This is a genomic window from Catenovulum agarivorans YM01, from assembly GCF_000281085.1.
Lineage (GTDB): Bacteria > Pseudomonadota > Gammaproteobacteria > Enterobacterales > Alteromonadaceae > Catenovulum > Catenovulum agarivorans.
The window spans coordinates 120003-146998 of the sequence record NZ_JH767528.1 but is presented as its reverse complement, the minus strand read 5'-3'; the positions used below and the strand labels follow the sequence as shown (position 1 = coordinate 146998).

The 26996-nt window shown below is 41.1% G+C and carries 14 protein-coding genes; 5 read left to right on the top strand and 9 right to left on the bottom strand.

What is annotated here, in order from left to right; all coding sequences use genetic code 11:
• Position 1: 1 nt before the first annotated feature.
• From glnG to glnA, 4 genes are all read right to left on the bottom strand, one after another.
• On the bottom strand, positions 2 to 1417 hold the full coding sequence (gene glnG / locus WSC_RS0111815; RefSeq protein WP_016956141.1) for a nitrogen regulation protein NR(I): 1416 nt from the start codon (positions 1415 to 1417) through the stop codon (positions 2 to 4).
• 13 nt (positions 1418 to 1430) lie between these two features.
• A complete protein-coding gene (glnL, locus tag WSC_RS0111810) occupies positions 1431 to 2480 on the bottom strand; it encodes a nitrogen regulation protein NR(II) (RefSeq protein ID WP_026016816.1) in 1050 nt (349 codons plus the stop codon).
• A 92-nt stretch (positions 2481 to 2572) separates the two neighbouring features.
• A complete protein-coding gene (locus tag WSC_RS0111805; RefSeq protein WP_016956139.1) occupies positions 2573 to 3112 on the bottom strand; it encodes a DUF4124 domain-containing protein in 540 nt (179 codons plus the stop codon).
• 122 nt (positions 3113 to 3234) lie between these two features.
• Positions 3235 to 4641 (bottom strand): glutamate--ammonia ligase, encoded by a 1407-nt coding sequence (glnA, locus tag WSC_RS0111800; RefSeq protein ID WP_026016815.1) that lies wholly within the window; start codon positions 4639 to 4641, stop codon positions 3235 to 3237.
• A gap of 374 nt (positions 4642 to 5015) precedes the next feature.
• Here glnA and WSC_RS0111790 point away from each other — a divergent pair, with 374 nt between their 5' ends.
• Entirely contained in the window at positions 5016 to 6242 is a 1227-nt protein-coding gene (locus tag WSC_RS0111790; RefSeq protein ID WP_016956136.1) for an EAL and HDOD domain-containing protein, read from the top strand.
• Between the two features lie 145 nt (positions 6243 to 6387).
• Complete coding sequence (typA, locus tag WSC_RS0111785) at positions 6388 to 8211, top strand: translational GTPase TypA (RefSeq protein ID WP_016956135.1); 1824 nt, start codon at positions 6388 to 6390, stop codon at positions 8209 to 8211.
• Positions 8212 to 8288: 77 nt separating this feature from the next.
• Here typA and WSC_RS0111780 read toward each other — a convergent pair whose 3' ends face one another.
• From WSC_RS0111780 to WSC_RS0111765, 4 genes are all read right to left on the bottom strand, one after another.
• Complete coding sequence (locus tag WSC_RS0111780; RefSeq protein WP_016956134.1) at positions 8289 to 9293, bottom strand: LacI family DNA-binding transcriptional regulator; 1005 nt, start codon at positions 9291 to 9293, stop codon at positions 8289 to 8291.
• Between the two features lie 794 nt (positions 9294 to 10087).
• Entirely contained in the window at positions 10088 to 12676 is a 2589-nt protein-coding gene (locus WSC_RS22650) for a hypothetical protein (protein ID WP_157447271.1), read from the bottom strand.
• 654 nt (positions 12677 to 13330) lie between these two features.
• Entirely contained in the window at positions 13331 to 15679 is a 2349-nt protein-coding gene (locus WSC_RS0111770) for a glycoside hydrolase family 2 TIM barrel-domain containing protein (protein WP_016956132.1), read from the bottom strand.
• Positions 15680 to 15754: 75 nt separating this feature from the next.
• Entirely contained in the window at positions 15755 to 18529 is a 2775-nt protein-coding gene (locus tag WSC_RS0111765) for a TonB-dependent receptor (protein WP_016956131.1), read from the bottom strand.
• A 527-nt stretch (positions 18530 to 19056) separates the two neighbouring features.
• Here WSC_RS0111765 and WSC_RS24175 point away from each other — a divergent pair.
• Positions 19057 to 20862 carry a glycosyl hydrolase 53 family protein gene (locus tag WSC_RS24175; RefSeq protein ID WP_082196168.1) on the top strand — a complete coding sequence of 602 codons (1806 nt, stop codon included), beginning with the start codon at positions 19057 to 19059 and terminating at the stop codon, positions 20860 to 20862.
• Positions 20863 to 21043: 181 nt separating this feature from the next.
• Here the strand turns inward: WSC_RS24175 and WSC_RS0111755 are convergent, their stop codons facing one another.
• Positions 21044 to 21883, bottom strand: a complete 840-nt coding sequence (locus tag WSC_RS0111755) for an AraC family transcriptional regulator (protein WP_016956129.1) — start codon at positions 21881 to 21883, stop codon at positions 21044 to 21046.
• A gap of 243 nt (positions 21884 to 22126) precedes the next feature.
• Between WSC_RS0111755 and WSC_RS0111750 the strand changes: the two genes are divergently transcribed.
• Positions 22127 to 22441, top strand: a complete 315-nt coding sequence (locus WSC_RS0111750; RefSeq protein WP_016956128.1) for a SemiSWEET transporter — start codon at positions 22127 to 22129, stop codon at positions 22439 to 22441.
• A gap of 508 nt (positions 22442 to 22949) precedes the next feature.
• Entirely contained in the window at positions 22950 to 26936 is a 3987-nt protein-coding gene (locus tag WSC_RS25145) for a pectate lyase family protein (protein ID WP_016956127.1), read from the top strand.
• Positions 26937 to 26996 lie beyond the last annotated feature (60 nt).

The following is a 26996-nucleotide window of genomic DNA, read 5'->3' as shown; positions in this document are numbered from 1 at the left end:
CCTAAATGTTTAATTCTTTCATTTTGCGCGTGATAGTATTTCGCCCCCAGCCTAAACGGCGAGCGGCTTCTTGTTTATGCCCCATAGTATGGTGTAATGCGCGCTTAAGCATTATGGTTTCAAATGTAGCTAATGCATCGTCTAAAATATCATTTTTACCCGCTGACAATTGCTCATCAACCCAACGAGTTAATAGTGTTTGCCAATCACCAGCCACTTCAGTTACCGCTGTGGTTGTAGGCTCTGGCGCATCCAATAACTCTGGCGGTAAATCGGCAATTAATACCTCTTGGCCACTCGCCATAACAGTCAACCAGCGGCAAGTATTCTCTAACTGCCTAACGTTGCCAGGCCAGTCTAAATGGCTAATATATTCAGCAGCTTCAGGTGATAAACGCTTTTCTTCGACACTCATTTCTTTTGCTGCTTGTTTTAAAAACTGTGCAGCTAAACGAGGAATATCTTCTTTACGCTCACGTAACGGTGGTAAATGAATACGAATAACGTTTAAACGGTGGAATAAATCTTCACGGAATTTACCTTCAGCAACCAGCTTTTCTAAATTTTGATGGGTTGCGGCAATAATACGCACGTCTGCACTTAATGGCTGGCGACCACCCACTCGATAAAATTGTCCATCCGCCAACACACGTAATAAACGCGTTTGCACTTGCAGTGGCATATCACCAATTTCATCTAAAAACAGTGTGCCACCATTTGCCTGTTCAAAACGACCTTCACGTACGGCATTGGCCCCCGTAAACGCACCTTTTTCATGGCCAAATAATTCAGACTCGATCAAATCATTTGGAATAGCCGCCATATTTAACGCAATAAATGTTTTATCTCGGCGTGGGCTGTGTTTGTGCAATGCACGCGCAACCAACTCTTTACCCGTACCGGATTGACCGTTAATCAAGACACTAATACTTGAACGCGACAGACGACCGATTGCGCGGAAAACTTCCTGCATAGCAGGCGCTTCACCTATGATATCGGTCGAGATCTGTTCTTCTTTTGGACGAGTGCGTTTTTTACGGCTGTTCTCTTTAACATGAGTTAATGCACGTTGCGTCAAAGCGACTGCATCATCAATATCAAATGGTTTTGGTAAATATTCAAATGCACCGCTTTGATAGGCATTAACAGCAGAATCTAAATCAGAATGTGCTGTCATAATAATGACTGGAATTTCCGCATCTTGTTGATGAATTTGTTCTAACAATTCCATACCATCCATTTCAGGCATACGAATATCAGAAATCACCACGTCTGGACTTTCGTTTTTCAGCGCGTCTAACAACTCAAGTGGCGATTCAAACGATGTATTACTGATATCAGCTGCATCTAGGGCTTTTTGCATTACCCAGCGAATTGAGCTGTCATCATCAACAATCCAGACTTTAGTCGCGTTCATAACCTATTCTTTCCTATAACTCTATCGGTAAATATACGGTAAATTCGGTGTGGCCCGGCCAGCTTTCGCAATGAATACGGCCACGGTGTTGATTAATCAAAGTTTGCGCTATTGATAAACCTAAACCTGTCCCATCTGATTTAGTGGTAATCATTGGATAAAATAACGTATCACGAATATGCTCAGGTATACCTGGGCCATTGTCGATAATTTTAATAATCGCCGCCAACTTATGTCTTTGACCATGAATGGTTTCTTTGCTGGCGATTCTAGTTTGGAACGTTATTTTGCCTTGGCCTTGACTTTGTAATGCTTGATACGCATTACGCACAATATTTAATAAGGCCTGATGAATTTGCTCTTCATCAACCACAAATTCAGGAATACTTGGATCATAATCACGATAAAACTTTACTACATCAGCATCAGATTCTAATTCTATCAACTGACGAATTTGCTCTAAAATTTTATGAATATTGGTTTGGCTACGTTTAGGAAGTCGGTTTGGCCCAAGCAATCGATCAACCAAATTTCGCAGTCGGTCTGACTGATCCATGATTATTTGCGTGCACTCTTTCAGGTCATTGTCATCCAACATTTTGTCTAATAATTGTGCAGCACCTCGAATCCCACCGAGTGGATTTTTGATTTCGTGGGCTAAACCACGGATTAAATCGCGCGATGCTAACATTTGTGATTGGACAAAACTTTCTTGGCTGACCCGTTTTATTTGGTCAATTGGATGAACTTCAATTAATAAGTGTGTATCTTTTTGTGACTTTACTGGGGTGAAAGTCATTTCAGCCATAGCGTGATTTTCATCTATGGTGACTAGTGACACTTCAGTATCAGTAAAACCTTGATTAGTTGGGATGGCTTGTTGCACACGTTCTAAATCGAACGAGCTATAACGAAAAAGTTGATCAAAAGACAATTCTTTTAATCGACGCGCACTTAGTTTAAAAAAGCTTTCTGCTGCAGGATTTGCATAGAGTACTTTTAACTCTGCATCAGTTACTAAAATGCTGCTATTAATATTATTAAGGATTAGCTCGCTAAACACTTTTGCCTCGTTGCATACAGCCCAACGCACCAATTTGAAACAGTGCACCAAAATGTAACACCAAGGCAATTAATTACCAATTAGAATTTAAACTAATTTGGCTTAATAACAGATGCCCGGTGCATATAAAAAGTTCTGGGCTTAGACGATGCAATAACCTTGCCGTTTGCATCAAGTAATTCAACTTTTAGTTGGTGCTCACCGCGATAGACATCTTTAAGCATAAAAACTGAACGATTTTGCGGCTGGATAACAGCTTCACCATTGAGTAAAACTCGTACCTGGTGCTCGGCTTGATAAGTAGGAGAAACTTGCACTGCGACGTACACTGAGCCAGTGTTATCACGTATGGTTGCTTGGTCAATAGGTTGAACTAAACGGACTTGATATGTTTCTGCTTGCTGCTGTTTGTCCGCTGAATTCGTTTGCCTAGTTGGCGTAACACTAGGTATAGATTCAATTTTACTTTTTGGGGATATTTCTTCGGCATCAGGGTGAGGCGTATCCGAAAAAACTAACACACCTTGTTCATTGCGATACACATACACTTTGGCAGCAATGGCGTCCAATGCAAACAACAAAGTTAAACAAGTAATGCAAACACGGCTGTAGGCGCCGACTAATTTAACCACTGTGTAATTAATCCCTTTACTAACAACAAGTCCGTTACTCTACTCTGACTAGTTGTATTTATCCATAAAAAAAGTCCGCCAAGGCGGACTTTTTTAACATTTTCAAAACAAATATTTGAAAATTATACGCTGTAGTACAATTCGAACTCAGCCGGAACTGGAGTAATACGTACTTTGTTAGCTTCTTCAGTTTTCAACTCGATGTAAGCGTCGATCATCTCGTCGCTCATTACGCCACCAGCTGTTAAGAATGCACGGTCAGCATCTAAACATGTTAATGCTTCTTCTAAAGATGAAGCAACTTTAGGAATTGCAGCTTCTTCTTCTGGTGGTAAGTTGTACAAGTCTTTATCCATAGATGAACCTGGATCGATCTTGTTGATGATACCGTCAAGGCCAGCCATTAACATAGCTGTGAAACCTAAGTATGGGTTTTGCGTTGGATCAGGGAAACGACACTCGATACGACGTGCACGATCAGAAGTTACGTATGGAATACGGATAGACGCTGAACGGTTACGTGCAGAGTAAGCTAACATTACTGGCGCTTCGAAGTGTGGTACTAAACGCTTGTAAGAGTTAGTTGATGCATTTGTGAACGCATTGATTGCTTTAGCATGCTTGATGATACCACCAATGTACCATAAAGCTTCTTGAGATAAACCAGCGTACTTGTCACCAGCGAATACGTTTTTGCCACCTTTAGAGATAGATTGGTGAACGTGCATACCAGAACCGTTGTCACCAACGATTGGCTTAGGCATGAAAGTAGCAGTTTTACCATAAGCGTGAGCAACGTTATGGATAACGTATTTCTTAACTTGAACTTCGTCCGCTTTTTCAACCATAGAGTTGAATTTAGTAGCGATTTCGTTTTGGCCAGCAGTCGCAACTTCATGGTGATGCGCTTCAACAGTTTGACCCATTTCTTCAAGGATTAAACACATTGCTGCACGAATGTCAGAAGCTGAGTCGACTGGAGGAACTGGGAAGTAACCACCTTTAACACCTGGACGATGACCAGTGTTGCCACCTTCGTAATCTTTACCTGAGTTCCATGCTGCTTCTTCTGCGTCTACGCTGTAGAAACCGCCACCCATTGATTGACCGTATTTAACGTCATCAAATAAGAAGAACTCTGGCTCTGGACCGAAGTAAGCGTCGTCACCGATACCAGTAGATTTTAAGTATTCCATTGCACGCTTAGCGATTGAACGAGGATCGCGATCGTAACCTTGCATAGTTGCAGGCTCGATGATGTCACAACGAATGTTTAATTGAGCTTCTTCTGCAAATGGGTCTAAAATAGCAGTTGATGCGTCAGGCATTAAAATCATGTCAGATTCGTTGATGCCTTTCCAACCAGCGATTGAAGAACCGTCGAACATTTTACCTTCAACGAAAAAATCAGCAGTTACCTGGTGAGCAGGAATAGAAACGTGCTGTTCTTTACCTTTAGTGTCAGTGAAACGTAAGTCAACAAACTTGATTTCACCTTCTTTTAACATATCTAGAATTTCTGCAGACATTGCAATCCTCCGGAAAATTATAATTTTAACAGCGCACAAAAACGCGTTGCCGATAACTAGCAATAATTGTACCACCTCGCAGGCAGACATCTTTACTAGCCTTCAGGCTTGGTAATAATGCGTGACCAAACCAGCGCGCACCAAAAAGATGCATAAAAAGCACCAAAAAAGCGCAACCCCTTTATGTGCCTAAAGTGCGCTAACTTCGCTGCCATAAAATACAGTATTGTAAGAATTAATAGAATAGCTTTAGAAAAAATTTAGCGAGGTTTTAGTAGAATATTTAACTCCTTTACAAAATAACTACGGATAATTGGCAAAACAACTTTGGGTCAATTAAGATTATTTGTTAAGAATCGTAAACAAATCCATTTATGGCCAATACAATTTATACAGCCCGACAGCCTATATTTAATCGCAAACAAAATGTAGTTGCCTACGAACTATTATTTCGTGATGGGCCTGAAAACATCTTTCCAGAAAATGTAGACGCTACTCAAGCAACTTCACGTTTGCTTGTCCGCACACATTTTTCACAAGGTTTAGAAGCAATAACTAACAATAAACCTGCGCTAATTAACTTTTCGGAAAAATGTATACTGAAAGAGCTGCCGTTATTATTACCGAAAAACAAAGTTGTAATTGAGGTACTAGAGTGTGTTGAACCAACAGGTAAAATATTGGAGATGTTTAAAAAACTATATCACGCGGGTTACCACATAGCTTTAGATGATTTTGTTTTTGACCCCGACTGGCAACCATTTTTTAAGTACGTAAAGTTAGTTAAGTTCGATATGCAAAATACTCGAATTGACACAGCTCAACAGCATATGGAGCAAATACGCCGCTATAGCAAAAACTGTCGTTTTTTGGCGGAGAAAGTTGAAGACCATTTAATGTTTGAACAAGCGGAAGCGGCGGGTTTCAACTTTTTTCAAGGTTATTTTTTCTGCAAACCAGAAATGTACGCCTCCAACGAAATTGAAAGCAACAAACGCATTTTAATTGCTTTATACAAAGAGTTAATGCGTGAAGAATTAAATTTTCTCAAAATTACTCAGTACTTTGAGCAAGACTTAAACCTATCGTACAAACTGCTGCGTTTCATTAATTCGGGTTTATTACCAATCACGCAAAAAATGCAATCTATTCGTAAAGCCATTGTATATTTGGGTGAAAACGAAATGCGCAGACTAATAGCATTATTAACCACCAGCGTACTAAGTTACGACAAACCTCGAGAGTTGATTAGGCTAGCCACCATTCGCGCACGCTTTTGTGAACTCATGGTCAAACGCCACACTCCACAATTAAAAGAGCATGCATTTTTGGCAGGTTTATTTTCATTATTAGATGCCATTCTAGACCAACCGCTCGAACAAATACTCGACAATCTGCCACTTTCCGAAGAAATAGTCGAAGCCTTAACCACTCATCACCAAACGCCAATCAAAATTGCGTTAACTACGATCAAGTTATATGAACAAGGCAGTTGGCACTTAACCACTATAGAAGCGATGAAACTCAGATTTAGTTACGATGATGTATGCAGCTGCTACAAACAAGCAATTGATTGGATGCATAACTTTGAATCATGTTAATCCTGATCCCAACACAAAAATTAGTAACAAATATTCTATATAGGTAATTGACTAAAATTCGCGTATAATGCGCGCAAATTTCACGAGGTTGCTCAAACATAGGGCTTGACCTCAGTTAAACCCTGTAAATATAGAAGTTAACCTGATGAACTTGAATAACTTACGCAACATCGCAATTATTGCGCACGTTGACCATGGTAAAACCACGCTAGTTGATAAACTATTGCAACAATCTGGTACGTTAGAAAGCCGCGGTGACGCGGAAGAACGCGTAATGGACAGTAACGCGTTAGAGAAAGAGCGTGGTATTACTATCTTAGCGAAAAATACCGCTATCGATTACAAAGAATTCCGTATCAACATTCTAGACACCCCTGGACACGCCGATTTTGGTGGTGAAGTAGAACGTGTACTTTCAATGGCTGACTCAGTGTTGTTATTGGTTGACGCGCAAGAAGGTCCAATGCCACAAACGCGTTTCGTAACGCAAAAAGCTTTCGCACACGGTTTACGCCCAATTGTTGTTATCAACAAAATTGACAAACCAGCAGCTCGCCCTGATTGGGTAATAGACCAAGTATTCGACTTATTCGTAAACTTAGGTGCAACTGACGAGCAATTAGACTTCCCTATCATTTATGCATCAGCTATTAACGGTTGGGCAAGTACTGAAGAAGACGTACAAAAAGACGACATGAACGATTTGTTCGATGCGATTTTAGAGCACGTTGAACCGCCTGTAGCTGATCCTGAAGGTCCATTACAAATGCAAATTTCACAGTTAGATTATTCTAACTATGTAGGTGTAATTGGTATTGGTCGTATTAAACGTGGTACTGCTAGAGTAAACCAACAAGTCACTGTGATTGGTGCTGACGGCAAAAAACGCAATGGTAAAATCGGCCAAGTATTAGGTTATTTAGGTTTAGATAGATACGAAAAACAAGATGCAAATGCTGGTGACATTATCGCGGTAACTGGTTTAGGCGAGTTAAAAATCTCCGATACTATTTGTGATCAAAACGCAGTTGAAGCTTTACCAGCGCTAGTTGTTGATGAACCAACTGTTACCATGACTTTCCAAGTAAACAACTCTCCATTTGCTGGTAAAGAAGGTAAATTTGTTACTTCTCGTCAGATTTTAGAACGTTTACAAAGCGAATTAGTCCACAACGTTGCACTAAGAGTTAAAGAAACTGAAGATCCAGATAAATTCCGTGTATCAGGCCGTGGTGAATTGCACTTAGGTGTTTTAATTGAAAACATGCGTCGTGAAGGTTACGAGTTAGCTGTATCTCGTCCTGAAGTTATCTTGCGTGAAGTTGACGGTGAGTTACAAGAACCATTTGAAACTTTAACTGTAGATATCGAAGAAGAAAACCAAGGTACTATCATGGAAAAACTTGGCTTGCGTAAAGCTGAGATGACTGACATGGTGCCTGATGGTAAAGGCCGCATTCGTATCGACTTTATCGTTCCTAGCCGTGGCTTAATTGGTTTCAAAAACGAATTTATGACATTAACTTCTGGTACTGGTTTGATGTACCACTCATTTGACCACTACGCAGCACACAAAGGCGGCGAAATTGGTCAACGTTTGAATGGTGTACTTATTTCAAACGGCATGGGTAAAGCTGTTGCATACGCATTGTTTACGCTACAAGAACGTGGTCGTTTATTTGTTGAGCACGGTGTAGAAGTTTACGAAGGTATGGTTATTGGTATTCACAGCCGTGACAACGACTTAACTGTTAACCCATTAAAAGGTAAGCAGTTAACTAACGTTCGTGCAGCTGGTACTGACGAAGCGTTAACTTTAACGCCACCAATCAAGTACACACTTGAGCAAGCATTAGAATTTATTGATGATGACGAATTAGTTGAAGTAACACCTAAGAGCATTCGTGTTCGTAAGAAGTTCTTAACTGAAAACGAGCGTCGTCGTGCATCACGTGAGAAGAAAGACTAATTATTAGCTTTCCTTGTTTGATGTAAAAAAGGTTGCTGCGGCAACCTTTTTTGTTTGTGTAATAAACGATGAGCCCGCTATTCAGTGATATCCGCCACAGATTGGCGTTCAACTAAATCAGCCATAAACAGGTGGGTTTGTTTAGAATGTTTAGCTTCTTCTTTAGCTAAAGACAAAGACAACTCAACTGCATATTTAGCCATTTCTTCAATTGGGTAATTCATTGTGGTCAGCTTTGGCAAACACGCTTTAGAAATAGGCAAGTCATCAAAACCAACAACAGATATTTCTTCCGGTACTTTAATTCCGGCTTCGAATAATGCGTGCATAGCGCCTATTGCCATTAAATCGTTGTAGGCAATAATCGCCGTAACTTTTTGACCACTAGCAAGCAGTTGTTTAGTCGCTTCTTCACCACCTTTAATATTGGCGGTTGATTCTATCACTCTATCGTCTGCTAGTTGAATTCCACGCATCATCATAGCTTGTTTAACCGCTAATAAACGCGCCATAGGATCGCCATTTTGATAAATACTGGTGATCACAGCAATATCTTTATGGCCTTTATCTAACACGTAATTTGTCGCCGTTTGTGCACTGGTATTGTTATCAAACCAGACACATCGCTCTGATATTTCAGGAATAAAACGGTTAATCAATACTAACCCGGGGATCTGTTTACTTAGCTCGACAATCTTGTCTTTTTCAGAATATTCACTATGTAGGATAATAGACTTACAGCCTTGGCGTACCAGTGAATTAATCGATTCTAACTCGGTTTGGCTTTCGTACATTGAGTTGCACATCATTAGGTGCAGGCCTTTTTCGCGTGCAGCTTCTTCCGCACCTGCTGCGAGTGAACCAAAAAACGCCATGGATATTTTTGGGGTTACTAAACCAACAATTGGTGCGTCTTTGATGATGTGTGGTGGCGTGTAGTTAGCGCGATAGCCTAACTCTTGGATTACTTTGGTCACACGTGCGCGGCATTGTTCTCCAACTTTACCTTGTCCATTTACCACTCTGGATACGGTTGCGGTAGATACACCTGCTACTTTTGCTACATCTTTTATTGTGACCATGTCTTTCTTTTACCTACTTGTTGTTTTATTAGTTGCTTTGTTTATTTTTGGCAAAGTCAACCGATTATACCCAATGAATGTTTTTTTGCACATTTCAAAAATTTGCTGCCACACCAATGTTAAGGACTTGGATTGCATTGTCCGAAACAGAACCTACTTTTCATGGATGAAAAGTCGGAGCGTATAGGGACATATTCACAGCGTTTCTGTTTGGATGATGCAATCCTAGGCCGACTATATTGCACAGTGTCAATTCTGTTCGGTGCAAGGTCGGCTGCGAATTGCGTGCAACTCACCAAACGCTGTACACCCTCCATGGTCGCTCCGGAATTGCATCCATGCAATTCAAGGTTGGTTCGTTTGCACGCAATTCCCAACCTCTCGCCAACATTCTGCCCAACTCAAATAGCGCACTATGCAAATTTTACGCAGCAACACGGCTGCCAAACAAAAGCATACTCGAGTGCTGATTTTCTAAAACTTCTTTATCAGGGATGATAAAGCAGAGCGTCCACGGATGGATTCACAGCGTTTTTAGAAAATTATGCCTCGAGTGGGCTTAATTGCACCCAACTAGCCGCCCGCCTAAACAATGCACAAAGCTATACAGCACAATATGCAAATTTAAGGCAGCCACACGTCTGTCAAACAAAAGCATACTCGAGCGCTGATTTTCTAAAATGTCTTTATCATGGATGATAAAGCAGAGCGTCCACGGACGGATTCACAGCGTTTTTAGAAAATTGTGCCTTGAGTGGGCTTAATTGCACCCAACTCGCAGCGACCTGATTGCACTACTTCGCATATAAAGCAATAAACTCAATTTCGATACCGTGCCACTTATTCAACTCAGCGCTTGAATATTTATCCACATCAAACGCAATTTGAATACCCTGCATTGCATTAATATCATCCTGCTGCCACTTAGAATTTGGCAATACATGCTCACGATCAGCCGGCATAAACATAGGGTACGACTTAGTCAACATAGTGGTTACAGGCTGCAAACTCGCCAGTGGAATTAACTTATACTGCCACTGTTCACCCACAGTCATAGTTGTGCCATAGGCTAAGCTGTCTTTATTTAACAAACCAAAGCGAACATGCTCTTGTTTATTGTGCGCGCGAATTTTCACTAACACATGCTGATGTTTATTCAGCTTTTTGCCCGCTAACATATTGTCTTCCGGCAAAGCTAAACGCACCAACCAGTTACCATCATTTTTAGATAAATTATCCATTCCCAACTGCAAAGCAATTGTTTGGCCTGTATCTGATAGAGCTTGATCCCACTTCGCACGACCTTCTTTTGGATAAATTTTTGCAGCAAAATCAGTATTGGCGTCAAACAACTCAATCATGCTGTGTTGTGGCAACAATTTAGACTGCCAAAAATCTTGCTGAGCAACAAAATCCCACTCATTTGGATGACCAACTGATTTACCCGGGAAAGTTAAAGTGCCTTTGTCTGTGGTCACGGCAATTGCATATTCGACCAAACCAGGTTTAGTCCAGCTTGATGGTAATTTAGCCGTAGCGGTTGCACCGTATAACTCCATTGGGAAGTGTTCAAAGTTGCGATATTCTTTGTAACGAATATACAAATCTGCACTTAACACTTTTTCAGGGCTACTTAACTCAGCGCTGAATTGAATATTATCACCAACATTAAACTGGCGAGTTGGCTGATGCCACAGCTCAGTTGTGCTGGCAACCACGTCTTGTGGTAAGTAATAATTCGCATCTACCGAGGCAATTTGTTTGTTCGATACTTTTTTATTGCTCACTAAATAAATACCCGGTTGAACCATTAATTCATCCGCTTTTACTTTAGTGCTCGTTTGGCTTGCTCGATGCACTTTACCTGCAGCATCCGCTTGGGTAATTGGCGTTAAATACACAGTTGATTTTAAGTTAGGTAAATCAATTTGCATTTTGTGTTTAGCTACAACCAATTGGGTTACTTTGCGTTTTAAACTACCAGGTCTGTGCGGGTCGTCTAACTTAACAACGTCAGGATAGACTTCTAACAACCAAGTGCCATCTTCAATTTTTTCTAAGAAATACGCACCATTACCTGAATATTTAACCACAGGCGAGTCACCAACACCGGCAACCAATTTAAGCTTTTTCGCCGCCTTTGGTTTAGTATCCGTGTTGTTACTGTAAATAAACTGCTCGGTTAAATTAGCCACTGTCAGGTTAGATTGATAGTTAATACTAAAGTCTTCAAAGTTATTGTTTAGTGGATAATCTTTAGCTTGGTAGCCGCGCGGTAACGAACGGAATATATATCCTGCGGCCATTAAACCCATGGCTTTTTTTGGTGTATACATCAGGTTCATATAGTGAGTGTTGTATTCAGCATTTGAATCAGCCAAAACGCCTGGATCGTAAGCAAACTGTGTCGCCCACTGAAAACCACGCTCACGGAAACTGCGCGCCATAGCTGGGTACATAACGTTGCGGGTAACATCGGCCGCATCAAACTCATAAATCATTTTTGCTTTACTTTGGCATTCTTCAATACCAGCAAATGGGTCGTGATATTCATCAACATTAAACAATACATTGGTATTAACACGCGTACCTTTAACTAAGCCTGTTGGGTACCATTGGTAAGCAACGCCATCTATATTCGACTTACACAAGTTTTGCGCAAACTCCTGCCAGTCACCTTGCTCAGCAGTGTTGTAAAACAATGGTTTTTTCACACCTGCGTCACGTGATGTTTTAATCAGTGCATTTACATATGCTGTGATTGCCACTGCATCTAAATGTTTTGGTTCGTTAAATAACTCAAAGGCGATGATGTTTTCATCCGTCGCTATTTTTTTGCCTGTATATCTATTTGTGTGGTTATAGAACTGACTTAGATACTTTTGGGTTTTGGCTACAGCTTCTGCATTGCTATTCATGCCTGATTTGTCGTATTGACTAGCAAAACCGTTGGTTGGTTGATCCGGCTCTGGGTAACCATTACCCCACCATGCAACCGGCGTAATAATTGATTTAATGCCTTTTTCGGCAAGACGCATCATTAAGTAGTCGAATAGTTCCAAGTGAACGTTATCAACTAAATTACCGTTTTGGTCTGAAATTTCTCTATCCCAGATATGTACTCGGTAGGCATCAAGCCCTAGCCTTGCGATATGGTCTACGTCCATATCAATTGCTTTTTTGTGATCAAGTCCTTTTGTTTTTATCGCGCGGTAACCAAATGCAAATGGGGTGTTGTAGTTAACCCCAAATCGCGCCAGTTCTTGACCTGCTTGCTCGTAAACTACACCATCTTTAACAAATGCATCAGCCGCATTTGCGTTGTTGTATATAGCAGCACTGCCAATCAGTGCGGCTAGGATGCTTAGTTTGTTTAATTTCATCTTTTTTGCCCGTTTTTGATCAAAAAGGGAGCTCATAATGGCTCCCTTTATTGTTATTTTTATAAACCTAATTTTGTGTGTGTTTTTGCAGCTACAGTGTTAAATCGGCTGTGAATTCCGTGCAACTCACCAAACGCTGCAAGCTATCCCTAGGCGCTCGCGTATTGCATCCATGCAATACGAGGTTGGTTCGTTTGCACGCAATCCCCAACCTCCTGTCAACATTCTGCTCAACTCAAACCATGCACTTTGCCAAACTCGGTAGCGCTGCCACTACTAACTAAAAGTCTGCTCGCATGCTAAATTTCTAAAACCTCTTTATCAGGGATGATAAAGCGGAGCGCCCATGGACGGGTTTACCGCGTTTTTAGAAATTTAAGCTTCGAGCTGGCTTGCTTGCACCAAGCGCACAGCAACCCGAAAACTCTAGCCAACATTCTGCTCAACTCAAATCATGCTCTTTGCCAAATTTGAGCAGCGCTGCCACTGCTAATCAAAAGTTTGCTCGAATGCTAAATTTCTAAAACCTCTTTATCATGGATGATAAAGCGGAGCGCCCATGGATGGGTTTACCGCGTTTTTAGAAATTTATGCTTCGAGCGGGCTTGCTTGCACTAAACTAACAGCGAGCTAAGCCCTCTAAATTCCAATAACTTACAAACTAACCTGAGCTTTAAAACCAGATTCAGTCGAAGCAGAAATCACCTTACCAGCAAATTGCTCACCCACTTTAACAACAGCGGTCGCAACACCTTTCTCAGTTAAAATGCTATGCGGATTAGTCACAACTAAACCATCTGGCACAACAAAATTAACCGTTACACCATTGTCATAAGTCGGATTACCATTAGCATCCACCAACTGAGCGCGCACAAAAATCACATCATTCGCAGCTACCGGCTTACCTAACTCAGCAACCGACATCTCAATTGCAGTCGCTTTACCCGGTGTAACCACCTTATGCTCTGCAACTAACTCATTGCCGATATAAGCTTTAGCGACTAACTCACCCGCAACAAATTTCTTCAAATTAAAATGCATAGGTGGATGTTTTAAATTGCTCGATAAAGCTTCTTTTTTCGGCTTCTGGCTTTTAACCAATTTGCCGTTTAAGTGAATATCAACACGCTCAGCATTGGTAAATACACGCACGTTAGGATCTGAAAGTTCATTCCAATCGCTGGCGATGTAAACCATAGGGCCAGACTCATACGCATCAGACTTCACTTCAGGTGAGCGCTGACTTTGGTAGAAGTAGTAGCTGTATTTAGGCATACGATAAATGCTGGCTACACCAGAAGACTCAAGATCATCTGCATAACCACGGTTATAATCAAACATCACCCAAAAACCGTCAGCGTGCGCAGGGGTGGATAAGTTATCGTTATGCGCTTCTTGAATATTGGTCGCTTGTTGCAACAAACGTTTTTCACCTGCAGTAATTAACTGACGGCTCGTACGTTCTTCCGCTTTTAAGTCGCCCCATGCATCTTGGTTTAAACCAGCGTTTTGTGCATAGTATTCCCAGTCACCATATTCAGATACATTATAAGGTTGTTTCGGTTCATCATAATGCTCAAGTCTATGCTGACGTGCTTGCAAATAAATATCGTACTCTTTCTGCCAACCTGCAGATAAAGCACCTGGGTATTCAGCATCAACAATATCATCTAAGCCTTTGATAAAATCAGCTGGCATCCACGACTCATTTAACGAACATTCCCATGCTAAAACACTTGGGTGGTTGCGATCTCGACGTAACAAATCTGTACATGTTTGATAAATTTGCTCTTTAAATTCAGGGAATGGCGAGTAGTACTGCCAGCCTAAAATCGCATCAATCAAAAGTAAACCTAATTCGTCTGCCGCTTGCATAAAGGCTTTTGAATGCGGGTAATGTGACAAACGCACATAATCAAAACCTGCTGATTTAATTAAATACGCATCGCGATAATCAGCTTCTGGTGAAGTTGCATAACCAACATGTGGATATTCTTGGTGACGATTAACACCGCGTAAGAAGAAAGGTTTGCCGTTAATTAATAGCTGATGTTTATCATCAAACTTAAATTCGCGAATACCAATTTGGTTAGTTTGACTGTCAACCACTTGGTCGTTTTGTACAACTTCAGTGACTAACTTATACAAATGCGGATGATGTGGATGCCATAATTTAGGCTCTGTCACCGCAATACTTTGGCTAAATTGTTGTGCTTGCTCGGCGGCTAAATCAACTTGGTCAACTTTAGATGCAACCACTTGGCCATCAAACCACAAGGTTTGTTTCACACTAAACGCCGCTGGATTTTTGTTTGCATTAATTACGTGAGTTTTAACTTGCACTTCAGCGCGCGCTTCACTCACAACAGGTGTGGTAATAAACAATCCGCCTGACGCTACTTCATTCACCTGCATTTCGTCAGAAATATGCAGCGCGTTTTTCACAATTAACTTAACGTCGCGGTATAAACCACCGTACGTATTAAAATCTAATAAATGTAAAGGTTTAGGGCCAGTTAACCAGTTATCTTGGTTATCAAGGCGTACCAATAAGTTTAAATTCTTTTTGCCTGCATATTTGGTTAAATCAAAAGTAAATGGCAAATAACCACCAACATGCTGACCCAAATATTCATCATTTAACCAAACATCGGCAACTTTCATTGCCCCTTCAAAACGCAAATAAACTGATTTACCGGCTTTGATATTGGATAAATCTAAAGTCTTTTTATAAAAAGCGATACCTTGCCATTGGTCATTAACCACTAAAGGTTCTAATTTAGGTGTATGCGGTAAATTAACTTGCTGCCAGTCAGCTGACTCTGGCGCAGCGATTTTTGATTTGCCTTGAGTTCGTTGGAAAGACCAAGCTTGATTTAAAGAAATTTCGCCAATGATGTTATCTGTGACGATTTGTTCTGCAACCGCGTCGGATTGAGTTGAAGATTGTGTACAGCCAGCTAAAGCAAGCATTACTGCACACGGAACTAAAAGCTTACGCATGAAAAAAACCTCAAAAAATTAATGTGCTAGTAAAGAATAGTCGATTGCCCGAAAAACGGGCAATCTAAAGGGTAATTACATTGAGTAAGTGAAACCAACTAAGAAACGACGACCCCACTCAACATTATATGCAGGTTTAGAATAATCGTTATCCCAATAGTTTTGCGATCTTTCATTCGTCAAGTTTTGGCCTTGCAATGTAACTTTTAAATTATCAGTCACGTAATAACCAATACTTGCATCTGCAGTTGTTTCTGAAGAATTAAGGTTTACATCTTGTGGTTTCCAGCTGTTGATACCTGTGTATTCACTTCGATAATTTAAAGATACACGAGCATCAAAACCGTTTTTGTCATACCACAATGTAAAGCTACCAATGTGCTCAGACAAACCACCTAGATTATAAGGATTGTTGAACGGCTTAAACTCTTTTACATCACTATCTGTATAAGAGTAGTTAGCGTAAACACCTAAACCATCAAACGGCTCTGGCAACATGTCAAACGCCTGTTGATATAAAACCTCTAAACCTTGGATCACACCACCATCACCATTGATGGTACCAGTAAACTGATAATCCTGGCCGTCAAAACTTAACGTAGAATCAGTCAAACCTATGTGCGACTCTAAATCTTTAAAGAACAAGTTTACAGAAGCTGCTGAGCTTGCTCCCCAATAATATTCATAGCCGATATCAAATTGATTAGCTACATACGGGTCTAACTTAGGATTACCACCACTTGCTGTTCTTGGTGTTGCTTGGTCGTTAAAGTTAAAGCCTGTACGCATTTCAAGTAATGGTGGACGAGCCATTGTGCGTGCCGCGCCAATACGGATTTGCGAGTCTTCTGTAATGTTCAATACCATATTAAATGAAGGTAAAATCTCATCATATTCATGTTCCACAGTTACAGGTGCAACAACTATTTCTTCGTACCACTCGCCGTTTGCATCTTGTACCCAGCCATTACTCTTTTGTTCATGACCTATAGATTCAACTTCTGTTTTAGCGTAGCGAATGCCAAAGTTACCCGAGAACGGGATACCTGCGATATCACCTACCATATCAAATTGAACATATGCGGCGGAGTTCTTTTCTTTTAGCTCCCAAGACGCTAGAGTATTGATCTCAGTAGAACTTGGTTCAATACCACCAAATGCTTTTTCAGCAACCATATCCCAGTCTTTAAAGGTATATAAATGAGGGGCTAAATCCGCGTCTGTAATTTGATATTTTTCAACTAATGCATTCCAAGCTGGATCTCCTGCAAAAACAGAAGCGTCAAATTTGTATTCGTCGCCTAGAGGGTATATTTCACCGATATCAGTCAAACCATGATCTGCGATTGCAAATTTTTCCCAGTCATTTAACTGGATATTTTCTTTGGTTCTGTCGGTCACTCGCATACCAAACGAAACGCTGCTCAATACGCCTAAATCTAAGTCTCTCTGGAAATCAAGATTGATATTTGCCATTTCATCGGTCAGTTCACGCTGATCATCGCCTGTCATAGACGCGCTCGCCCAGTCTGTGCCAAGAACAATATTTTCCGCTGAGTTAACCGAACCGACTCGCAATGGCACAGCCGTACCACCAATAGTGCTGAAACCGACTAGGTAATCTCCTGTCGCTATCGGTTGAATATTAATCCATGCAGATTCAATACTGGCTTCTGAAAAACCAACATCTAATTTAGTCGTCCATTCATCGCCTACATACTTAACATTTAAACCTGTGCTCAACATTTCATTTTTCTGGAACCACTTAGGAACTGACATTTGAATGCCACCCCATTCTTGCAAGCCAGCAACAACCTGCTCAGAGCCATCAGCACTGTCAACAATAATTGGAGCTACACCTGTATTATGGTAACTATCATAAGCCCAACCTTGCTCAACACCAGGTTCCCCCCAGTTACCTAAGTTATTAGGGCCTTGTTGATCATCTAACTCCTGAATATCAAACTGCGAATAAAAAATATCACTTTTAATGGTAAGAGCGTCAGTTGGTTTATACTCTAAAATTACCAAACCACCAGTACGTTCGTTAGTACCGCGCTTGCTCTTAGCCATTACGCCCCATGGAGCATCTTCTATTTTACCATTGTCATTCATGTCACCTCGGTTTGGACCATTATTGTAATCCCAAGATTGAATGCCTTTTTCTAATGACGGCTGGTCTTGATAAGTCAAGCCAATGGCATAACCAAACTTGTCCGAAACTTGGTCAACAATGCTGAAGTTAGCTTTCATACCATGACCATCAGCGTTTGGCAGATCATCCGCCAACTCGTTGTACATATAACTTGCACCGAAGTTAACCATACGTTTGTCTTTTGACAATGGGCTAACAAAGTTCATATTAACAAGGCCTGAGATACCACCTTCAGCTTTGCTTGCCAACGGGCTTTTGTACACTTCAACTGAATCAATTAATTCTGCTGGAAATTGTTCAAAACGAACATCACGGCTAGGCTCCGCAGATACAATCTCGCGGTTGTTCATAGTTGCAACATTTAAACGAGGACCCATACCACGAATCGAAATACGGCTTGCATTACCACGGTCTCGTGACGCTGCTATGCCCGGTAAGCGGACGAGTGAATCTGTGATAGATACGTCAGGTAATGTACCTAAATCGTCTGAAGAAACAATTTCAACTGTGGCTGGTGAAAAACGTTTTTCACGTAAAGCTTGGCCTAAAGCAGAGCCAAAACCACGGATTTGTATTGTTTCTATTTCTTCTTCCGCTGCTGAGTTTTGTGCTTCTTCCGCTTGAACATTATTGCTGATTAATAGAGCTTGGGTAATTGCCAATGCAATTGCGCTGTGTTTGATTCGTGTGTTCATGTTACATCGCTCTCCTTCGAGCTGTTACTTGTAATATGTTGCTAACAATTAAAGTTTATAAGGTTGCCCCATTTGAATTTTTTAACATTAAAATTACAAACATCGTGCAACTGGTTAATATTTATACCCATTAAACGAACAAAACTCAATTAAAATTTTCATTATTTTACCCACTTAAGGGTAATTATTTACCCTAAAGCACAAGAAAAAATGTAAGCCAATGATTTTATTGAAAATAACAAAGTAAGCTTTATGTACACCAAAAATAAAAAGGCAAATAAACTGTAAATCCTTCGGCAAACACTGCGCTAACTCGCTAAATATATAGCTAACCAACCAATTAAATTACTGCATTCAGGGTAAATACCTTGTTACCTTTGTTAACGACATGAAAAAAATAATGCAATGAAACAGATACTTACCACACCCAACAATAGGTAATTTTACCCAAACTATTGAAAACCATTTCCCAAAAGATAAAATATTAACCAAGCATTAACAAAAACACACACAACAAAACGGGGTGAATGATGAAACTAACCTTTAAGCAGTTAACTCAATCCATTGTTGCAGCTAGCTTGGTTGCAGCTGGCAGTGCCAATGCTTATTACAAAGGTGTTGATTTATCTTATGTCAATGAAATGGAAGATTGCGGCGCAACATATTATGAAAATGGTCAAGCGAAAGACCCATTCGAAATTTTTTCCGACCAAGGAGCAAACGTGGTTCGAGTGCGCTTATGGCACGATCCAACTGCGCGTTCAGCATTACCAAGCAGCTATTCTGGTTACCAAGATGTAGTAGCTACTATTCAACGCACAAAAGCGGCTGGCATGCGCGTTATGTTGGACTTTCACTACTCTGATAACTGGACAGATCCAGGTGAACAGGTTATTCCAGCGGCATGGCATCATTTAATTAATGACACTGATGCACTGGCAGCTGAACTATACAACTACACTTATCAAACCCTAACCGACTTAAACAATATGGGCTTAATGCCAGAATTAGTGCAAGTAGGTAACGAAACCAACGGTAATATTTTAAGTGACGAAGGTGCCGACCTTTACCCAGTTGATTTTAATCGCCAAGCTCAGTTATTAAATGCAGGTTTACAAGCAGTAAACGACGCAGCTCAGCAGTCGAGTATCAAACCAAAAACCATTTTACATATTGCCGATCCGAACAATGGTGAGTGGTGGTACAGCGGTGTGCGAGATGGCGGTATTCAAGACTACGATATTATCGGCTTGTCATTTTATCCTGAATGGCATGCTGGTACAGTCAGCCAAATTGGTGACATAGTTGCCAACTTAAAAAGCAATTACGGCAAAGAAGTAATGATTGTTGAAGTAGGCTCACCTTGGACCAGCGACAACAATGACACAGCGCCAAATATGATGACCATTTTACCACCAGGTTATGGTGCCCCCTCTATCGCCAACCAACGTGACTTTTTAGTCGATTTAGCCAATGAAGTTTATAACCGCGGTGGTTACGGCACACTTTATTGGGAGCCAGCTTGGGTGAGCACAGGTTGTCAAACTCAATGGGGTACAGGTTCACACTGGGATAATGCAACTTTCTTCGACTTTAATAACAATTTAATTCCGAACGGCGGTGTTGAGTTTTTACAACAAACTTATGGTGATGGTTCATTGCCCGATACAGGTCACGGTGGTCAAACTGTTACTTTTAAAGTAGACATGAATAACAGCGGCACCTCAGGTACACCTTATATTACCGGTAGTTTCTCAGGTGATTCGAGCTGGCAGATATTGGCAATGACAGACGAAGGAAACGGCATTTATAGTTACACTACCAACATAGCGGCAGGTGAAACAGGCGGTTACTTCTTCTTGTCGGCGAATGACTGGGCAAGCCGTGAAACTGTGCCAAGTGAATGTGCTTTGATGTGGGGTAACGACCGCCAATACACAGTGACAACCGGCGAAAATGTTTTTGCCTATCAATGGGCGAGTTGTGATGAAATTAAAGATCCAACCGACCATTCAGATATTGGTAACGTAACTTTCCGCGTTGATATGAATGGTGCACCAGCAACACCAGCCTATATCACAGGCCAACTTGGTAATGGCAACGACTGGCAAATTGTTTCTATGATGGATGAAGGTAACAACATCTATTCATTTACCACTAATATTGCTGAGGGTACTGAAGGCGCATATTACTTCTTAAGTGGCAGCGACTGGGCCGACAGAGAGTCTGTGCCGAGTGAATGTGCTTTGATGTGGGGTGTAGATCGCCAATTTATCGTTGGCAGTGGCTACAACACTTTTGCCTTTAAATGGGCAAGCTGTGAAGGTTTATAAACACCTTTATTAACCTTCACAAACCGAATTCAGGCGTGCCACACACATGGGCTAAAACGGGGAGCGCGCCTGAACACTTGGGTGAAAAGCCCGACTAACAATAACAATCCTCAAATGTTTGCGCAAAATGACAAAATGAGGAGTGTCCTCCCATTTATGAGTGACTCTGACCGCTATCAGGTCACTCGTTTTTTTTACTTTTTCGATACTGTCCCGGTGCTAAATCCACGGACTTTTTAAAGCGTTTGGCAAAATTAAACACATCGGCATAACCCACTTGCTCGGCAATTTGCTCAATACTCCAGTTAGTGTTTGCCAATAAATATTTGGCTCTTTGCATGCGCATTTCAATCAATTGTTGCAAAGGCGATCTTGCAAACTGCTGTTGAAACAACCTATGTAAATGCGGCGCTGAATACTTGGCTAGCTTCGCCATATCATCTACCGTCCACGGAAAATGCAATTTAGCTTCCATTTGATCTATCACTTGATTGAGCCGTTGCTCTTCTACATTGATATGCTGTTTAACGTTTAACGACTGTTTTATATAACCATTGAGTTGTTTAATCAGAGGTTGCCTGAGCTCTGCTGATTTTTCGTAATACAACAAACTGAGTAAATGATAAAGCTGATGAGTTTGCCGACAATCAACAACCAAAGGTTGCTCAGCCAAACGTTTGCGCCACTTTGGAATATCATCTAACTCAAACCATACTTTGCGCCATTGTGTCGTTTTAAGCTGCATTAAAAAAGGTTTACCGGCGGGGAAATAAATTAATTGGCCATGACCAACTTTGTATACCCCCTGCTCTGTTGTTACTTCTATCTCTCCTGCTACGCTAAACAATAAGGCGTGATGCATAGGCGATTTGCGCCCAACTTTGTAATAGTCTTGCAAAGTAGATACACCCGATACCCCAATGTTGAGTTCAGCTAACTCAGGCACAGCTTGTTGATCAATAAACCTTTCATCACATTCTGGGCTAATTTCTAATATTTCTTCAATGTCACAGCCAATCATTTAACTGCCTCATTTTTAGACAATGATAGTTTTGGATAAAAACAAGATAGATTATTGCATAACAAAAATACAATAGCTGCGCGATAATTTTCTCCATCGAAGTAACAGAAATACGTTGGCTTCAAGCTTACGTAAACTGTATTTATCCACTATAGGCATACTCGCGAATACGTTGAGGCACAAAATTCCAATAAACCTTTATATTTATTGGCTTAAATAACTTTTTAAAACAGAGGAAACATTATGACAAATGTAGAAATTTTAGGTTTTGCATCTGCGTTTTTAACCACTTTTTCCTTTCTTCCACAAGCGATCCAAGTGATCAAAACACGTGATACCGCCTCACTTTCATTAGCTATGTATAGCATTTTTACTTTAGGTGTTGCTGGCTGGCTTGTTTATGGTTTAGCGCAACAAGATAAAGCAATGATAGTTGCAAACATGATCACCTTGTTATTATCGGCAACTATTTTGGCGATTAAAATTTACAATGAGTTTTTCTCACAACAAGCAAAAAGCCAAAAGTTAGACAAAAGCAATAATGCTTGTCGAGTTTAACATGCCAAATATTTAGACATTTACCTACAGCAATAGCTATTGAACAACAATCAGCCTTGATTTTGTTATAGTTTATTGCTGAAACAAGCTAACCCTCGCATCCACAATTGGCTGCCAGTCAAACTTCTGAACTAAATTCATTAAAAATAACTAAAAATTTTTTCAGCCAGTGTCTATCCCATCTTAAAGCTTTAAGCTTAAAACATTATTGAAACATTTGATTTACAAATAAAAATAAGCTGATTATTATAAATTTGTTTTGCTACCGGTAGCACAACTGTTAAAAAAGCCATTTGAGCGATAAAAACCGTTAAATCAGTCGCTTGGCTTTGAAGATAACAACCGCGGCGGAACTACACACGACTCGCACATCAAACTGAAAATAACATTCAATTTTGGATGGTTATACGGAATTGAGGTTTGATACTGGCAGGTACTAAGGAACACAGCTGGTACCTGTGGACCACCCGCCAGGCGATGATGAACTATCAATCACAAGGTGGATTATATGAAAAATAATACTATTAGGCAATTGAGTAAAGCAGTTGCCTTTGCACTATCAGCAACCGCTGCTAGCCAAAGTTATGCAGCTATTGGTGGTTTCGCCGAGGAAAACGGTGGAACAACTGGGGGTCAAGGTGGTAGCGTAGTTTATGCAACCACAGGTACAGAGATTCACGCAGCTCTGTGTAACCGCCCTTCAAGTGACACGCCTATCATCATTCATGTTGAAGGTACAATTAACCACAGCAATACATCTAAAGTTTCTGGCGACAGCTGTAACACAGCAGATGGCGTTATCGAACTGAAAGAAATCAGCAATGTGTCACTAATAGGTGTTGGTAGTGGTGCGTTATTTGATGAATTAGGTATACATATTCGTGCGGCTTCTAACATTATCATCCAGAACGTGCATGTACGTAACGTTAAAAAGTCTGGCTCTCCAACTTCAAATGGCGGTGACGCAATTGGTATGGAAAGTAACGTTTCAAACGTATGGGTTGACCACGTAACTTTAGAAGCTCAAGGTGGTGAAAGTGACGGTTATGACGCTTTGTTTGATATGAAAGCCGACACTAAGTACGTTACTTTGTCTTATAGTATTTTACGTAACTCTGGCCGCGGTGGTTTAGTTGGTTCAAGCTCAAGCGATGACCAAAATGGCCCAGTTACTTTCCATCACAACCTTTATCAAAATATAGATTCACGTGCACCATTGATGCGTGGTCGTATCGGCCACAGCTATAACAATCACTACAATGGCCTAAATAAATCTGGTATCAATTCGCGTATTGGCGCACAGATGTTAGTTGAAAACAACTACTTCGAAAATGCCAAAGATCCACTAGGTACCTTCTACACCAATGACATGGGTTATTGGGAAGTAAACGGTAATTTCTGGGACGACACAGTTGTATGGACTGCTGATGGTGACAAAAACCACCCTGCCGGCCCAAATCCAGTATCAACCACCAGCGTTAGTGTGCCTTATGATTACACTTTAGACGATCCATTGTGTTTGCCAAATATGCTAGCTGAAATTGCGGGTGCAAACAAAGGTGTTGCCGTGTCTGACGGCAGCTGTACAGTTACTCCGTCACCAACACCAACCCCTACTCCGACGCCAACACCTACGCCGACACCGACTCCTACACCAACGGATCCAGAGCCAGAAGAGCCAGCTCCGGCACCATCAACAGGTAGTGAAGTTTTAAACATTACTGAGTCTGGTACCTCTAGTGACTTCTTCAGTATCACGGGTAACTTGTCATCTTCTAAAGGTACGGTAAATTACAACGGCTTAACTTTAACTGAAGCGCTAAAAATTGAATCAAGCACTTCAATCAACTTCACGTCAACTGCTGACGGTGAGTTGGTATTAGTCTTCAACGAAGGTGAAAGTGGTCGCATCAGCATTGATGGCAACACACATTCAGTTTCTAACGGCGTATTGTCTGTACAATTATCTGCTGGTAGTCACTCTATTAGCAAAGTAGATACAATGAATTTGTACTACATCAGCCTTGGTAACAATGCTGAAGAGCCTGAGCAGCCTGTTGAACCAGAGCAACCAACTGAGCCTGAACAGCCTACAGAACCAGAACAACCAGTCACACCAACAGTTGGAATTACCTTGCAAGAAAATGCGAGTGGTTTCTGTTACGTTGAAGGTGCAGTAGAAAGCGATCACTCAGGTTATACAGGTGTTGGTTATGCAAATACCGACAATGTAGCTGGTGCGGGTATCCTATACGCAGTGCATGCGCCTGCAGCAGGTAGCTTCACTTTAGATGCAATTTATGCCAATGGTGCGAATGCACGTCCTGCCGCTATTATAGTTAACGACAGCTTAGTTGGTAGCTTTGCGATGGAGTCTACCGGTGCGTGGACTAACTATGCATCTGCAGGCGAAACAACAGTTACTTTAAGCGCTGGTCTTAACTTTATCCGTTTACATGCCAATGATGCAGCTGGTTTAGCGAATATTGACGCATTAATGGTCACAGGCGCAGATCAGTCAGCTGGTGATTGTAATGGCCAAATTGGTGATGGCGCTCCAGCACCTGAACCAGAGCCGACTCCAGAGCCTGAACCAACGCCTGATCCAGAACCAACTCCAGATCCTGAGCCAACGCCTGATCCTGAACCAGCACCAGAAGCAGACAGCGAACTGCTAAATATTACTGAGTCTGGTACCTCTAGCGATTTCTTTAATATCTCAGGTAACTTGTCGTCTTCAAAAGGCACAGTTAACTACCAAGGTTTAACTTTAACCCAAGCGTTAAAAATTGAATCTAGTACTTCTATTACTTTCAACTCAGCGGCAGACGGTGAGTTAGTATTAGTCTTTAATGAAGGTGAAAGTGGCCGCATCAGTATTGATGGCTCTAGCTATTCAGTATCAAATGGTGTGCTGTCTGTACAATTATCAGCAGGTAGTCACTCAATTTCAAAAGTTGATACTATGAACCTTTACTACATCAGCCTTGGTAACAATGGTGGTTCAGTAGAACAACCAACTGAACCTGAAGAGCCAACTGAGCCTGAAGAGCCGACAGATCCAACTACCCCACCAACTTCTGGCGGCGGTACTGAAGTTGTATATCCTGATGCAAACTGTGCAGAGTTAATTAACAACGACAGCATTAACTGGCGTGAATCTTCACTACAAACCGACCAAGAAATTGTTGAGTGTTTATCGGCTTCATTAGGTAAACCAGTTGGTTATGGTGAAAACGCAACAGGTGGTTTTGACCCTGCAGGCGGTAGCAAATTAGTGGTTATCACTAACGACAGACCTGAAGATCAAATCTTAGCAGCTATCTCTTCACCAGAGCATAACTGGATTGTATTTGATAAAAACGACTTCGCTAACGAAACCCCGTTAATGATGTATCGTCCATACTGTGCAGACCCTGCTTTACAATCTGCGTTAGGTGTTGATGAAGAAACTTGTCGCGACCCGTACGCTTGGTGTGCAGCTAAAGGTGTTTCAAGCTCTAGCTGTTTATTAACTTTCTTCAATGATGAGTTAAACGATAAAAACTTACCAATTCGCAACTACTTGATTGATAGCAATACTACAATTGATGGTCGTGGCGCTAAAGCTACCTTTACTTTCAATGGCTTTAAAATTGGTGCGGACAGCAGTGGTGCATCTACTCATATGTCTGAAAACGTGATTATCACTAATAACAAATTTGTTGGTGTAGGTCATACTGAAGACCATAACTTAGACCCAGATATGATCCGCTCAACTGGTGAATCACACGATATCTGGATCCATCAAAACACTTTTGATACCACAGGTGACTCAGCATTCGACGTAAAAGTAGGTGCGTATAACATCACAGTATCATTCAACAAATTAGTTAACGTTAAACGCGCTGCATTACATGGTTCAAGTGATAGCCGTGCTATTAACTCACAAATTACCACAACTATTCACAACAACTTGTTTGTAACGACTGATGATAACTTTGCATCTAGCTCGTACAACACACTACGCCGTGTACCTTTATTACGCCGTGGTCAAACACATATGTTCAACAATGTATTTTATGGTTACAGAAAAGACATTATGAGCATTCGTGTTGGTGGTAGTGCCTTGGTTGAAGACAACTTGTTTATAAACCCAGTTGATAACGCTAAAGGCGATGACTTAGCAGATTGGGCACTTAACTTGTTTGACGGAGCAGTACGTGACGGTAACTTAGAAATTAGCAATAGTTATGTATTTGAATCAGGTTCTTCTTGTACCACGTCTGGTGCTTCAGCATCGTTAGACATGCAAGACGGTTCTGCGCCAAATATGTTCGCTGACTACAATGGTATTTCACAAGATACTATTAACGCTAACCGCATGGCAGCTGATGCACAATTACGTAACTATGTAATGGCAACAGCTGGTAAAGGCGCTAAAGCGCCTTGGGTATCAGCATACTCAGAAGGTGTTAGCGCGCTAGTAGCAGCTGCACCTGCAAGCTGTCAATAAACATAAATTTGGCAATGCACTAGCGCTCAGCTAGTGCATACTAATAACAAAGGCTCCTGC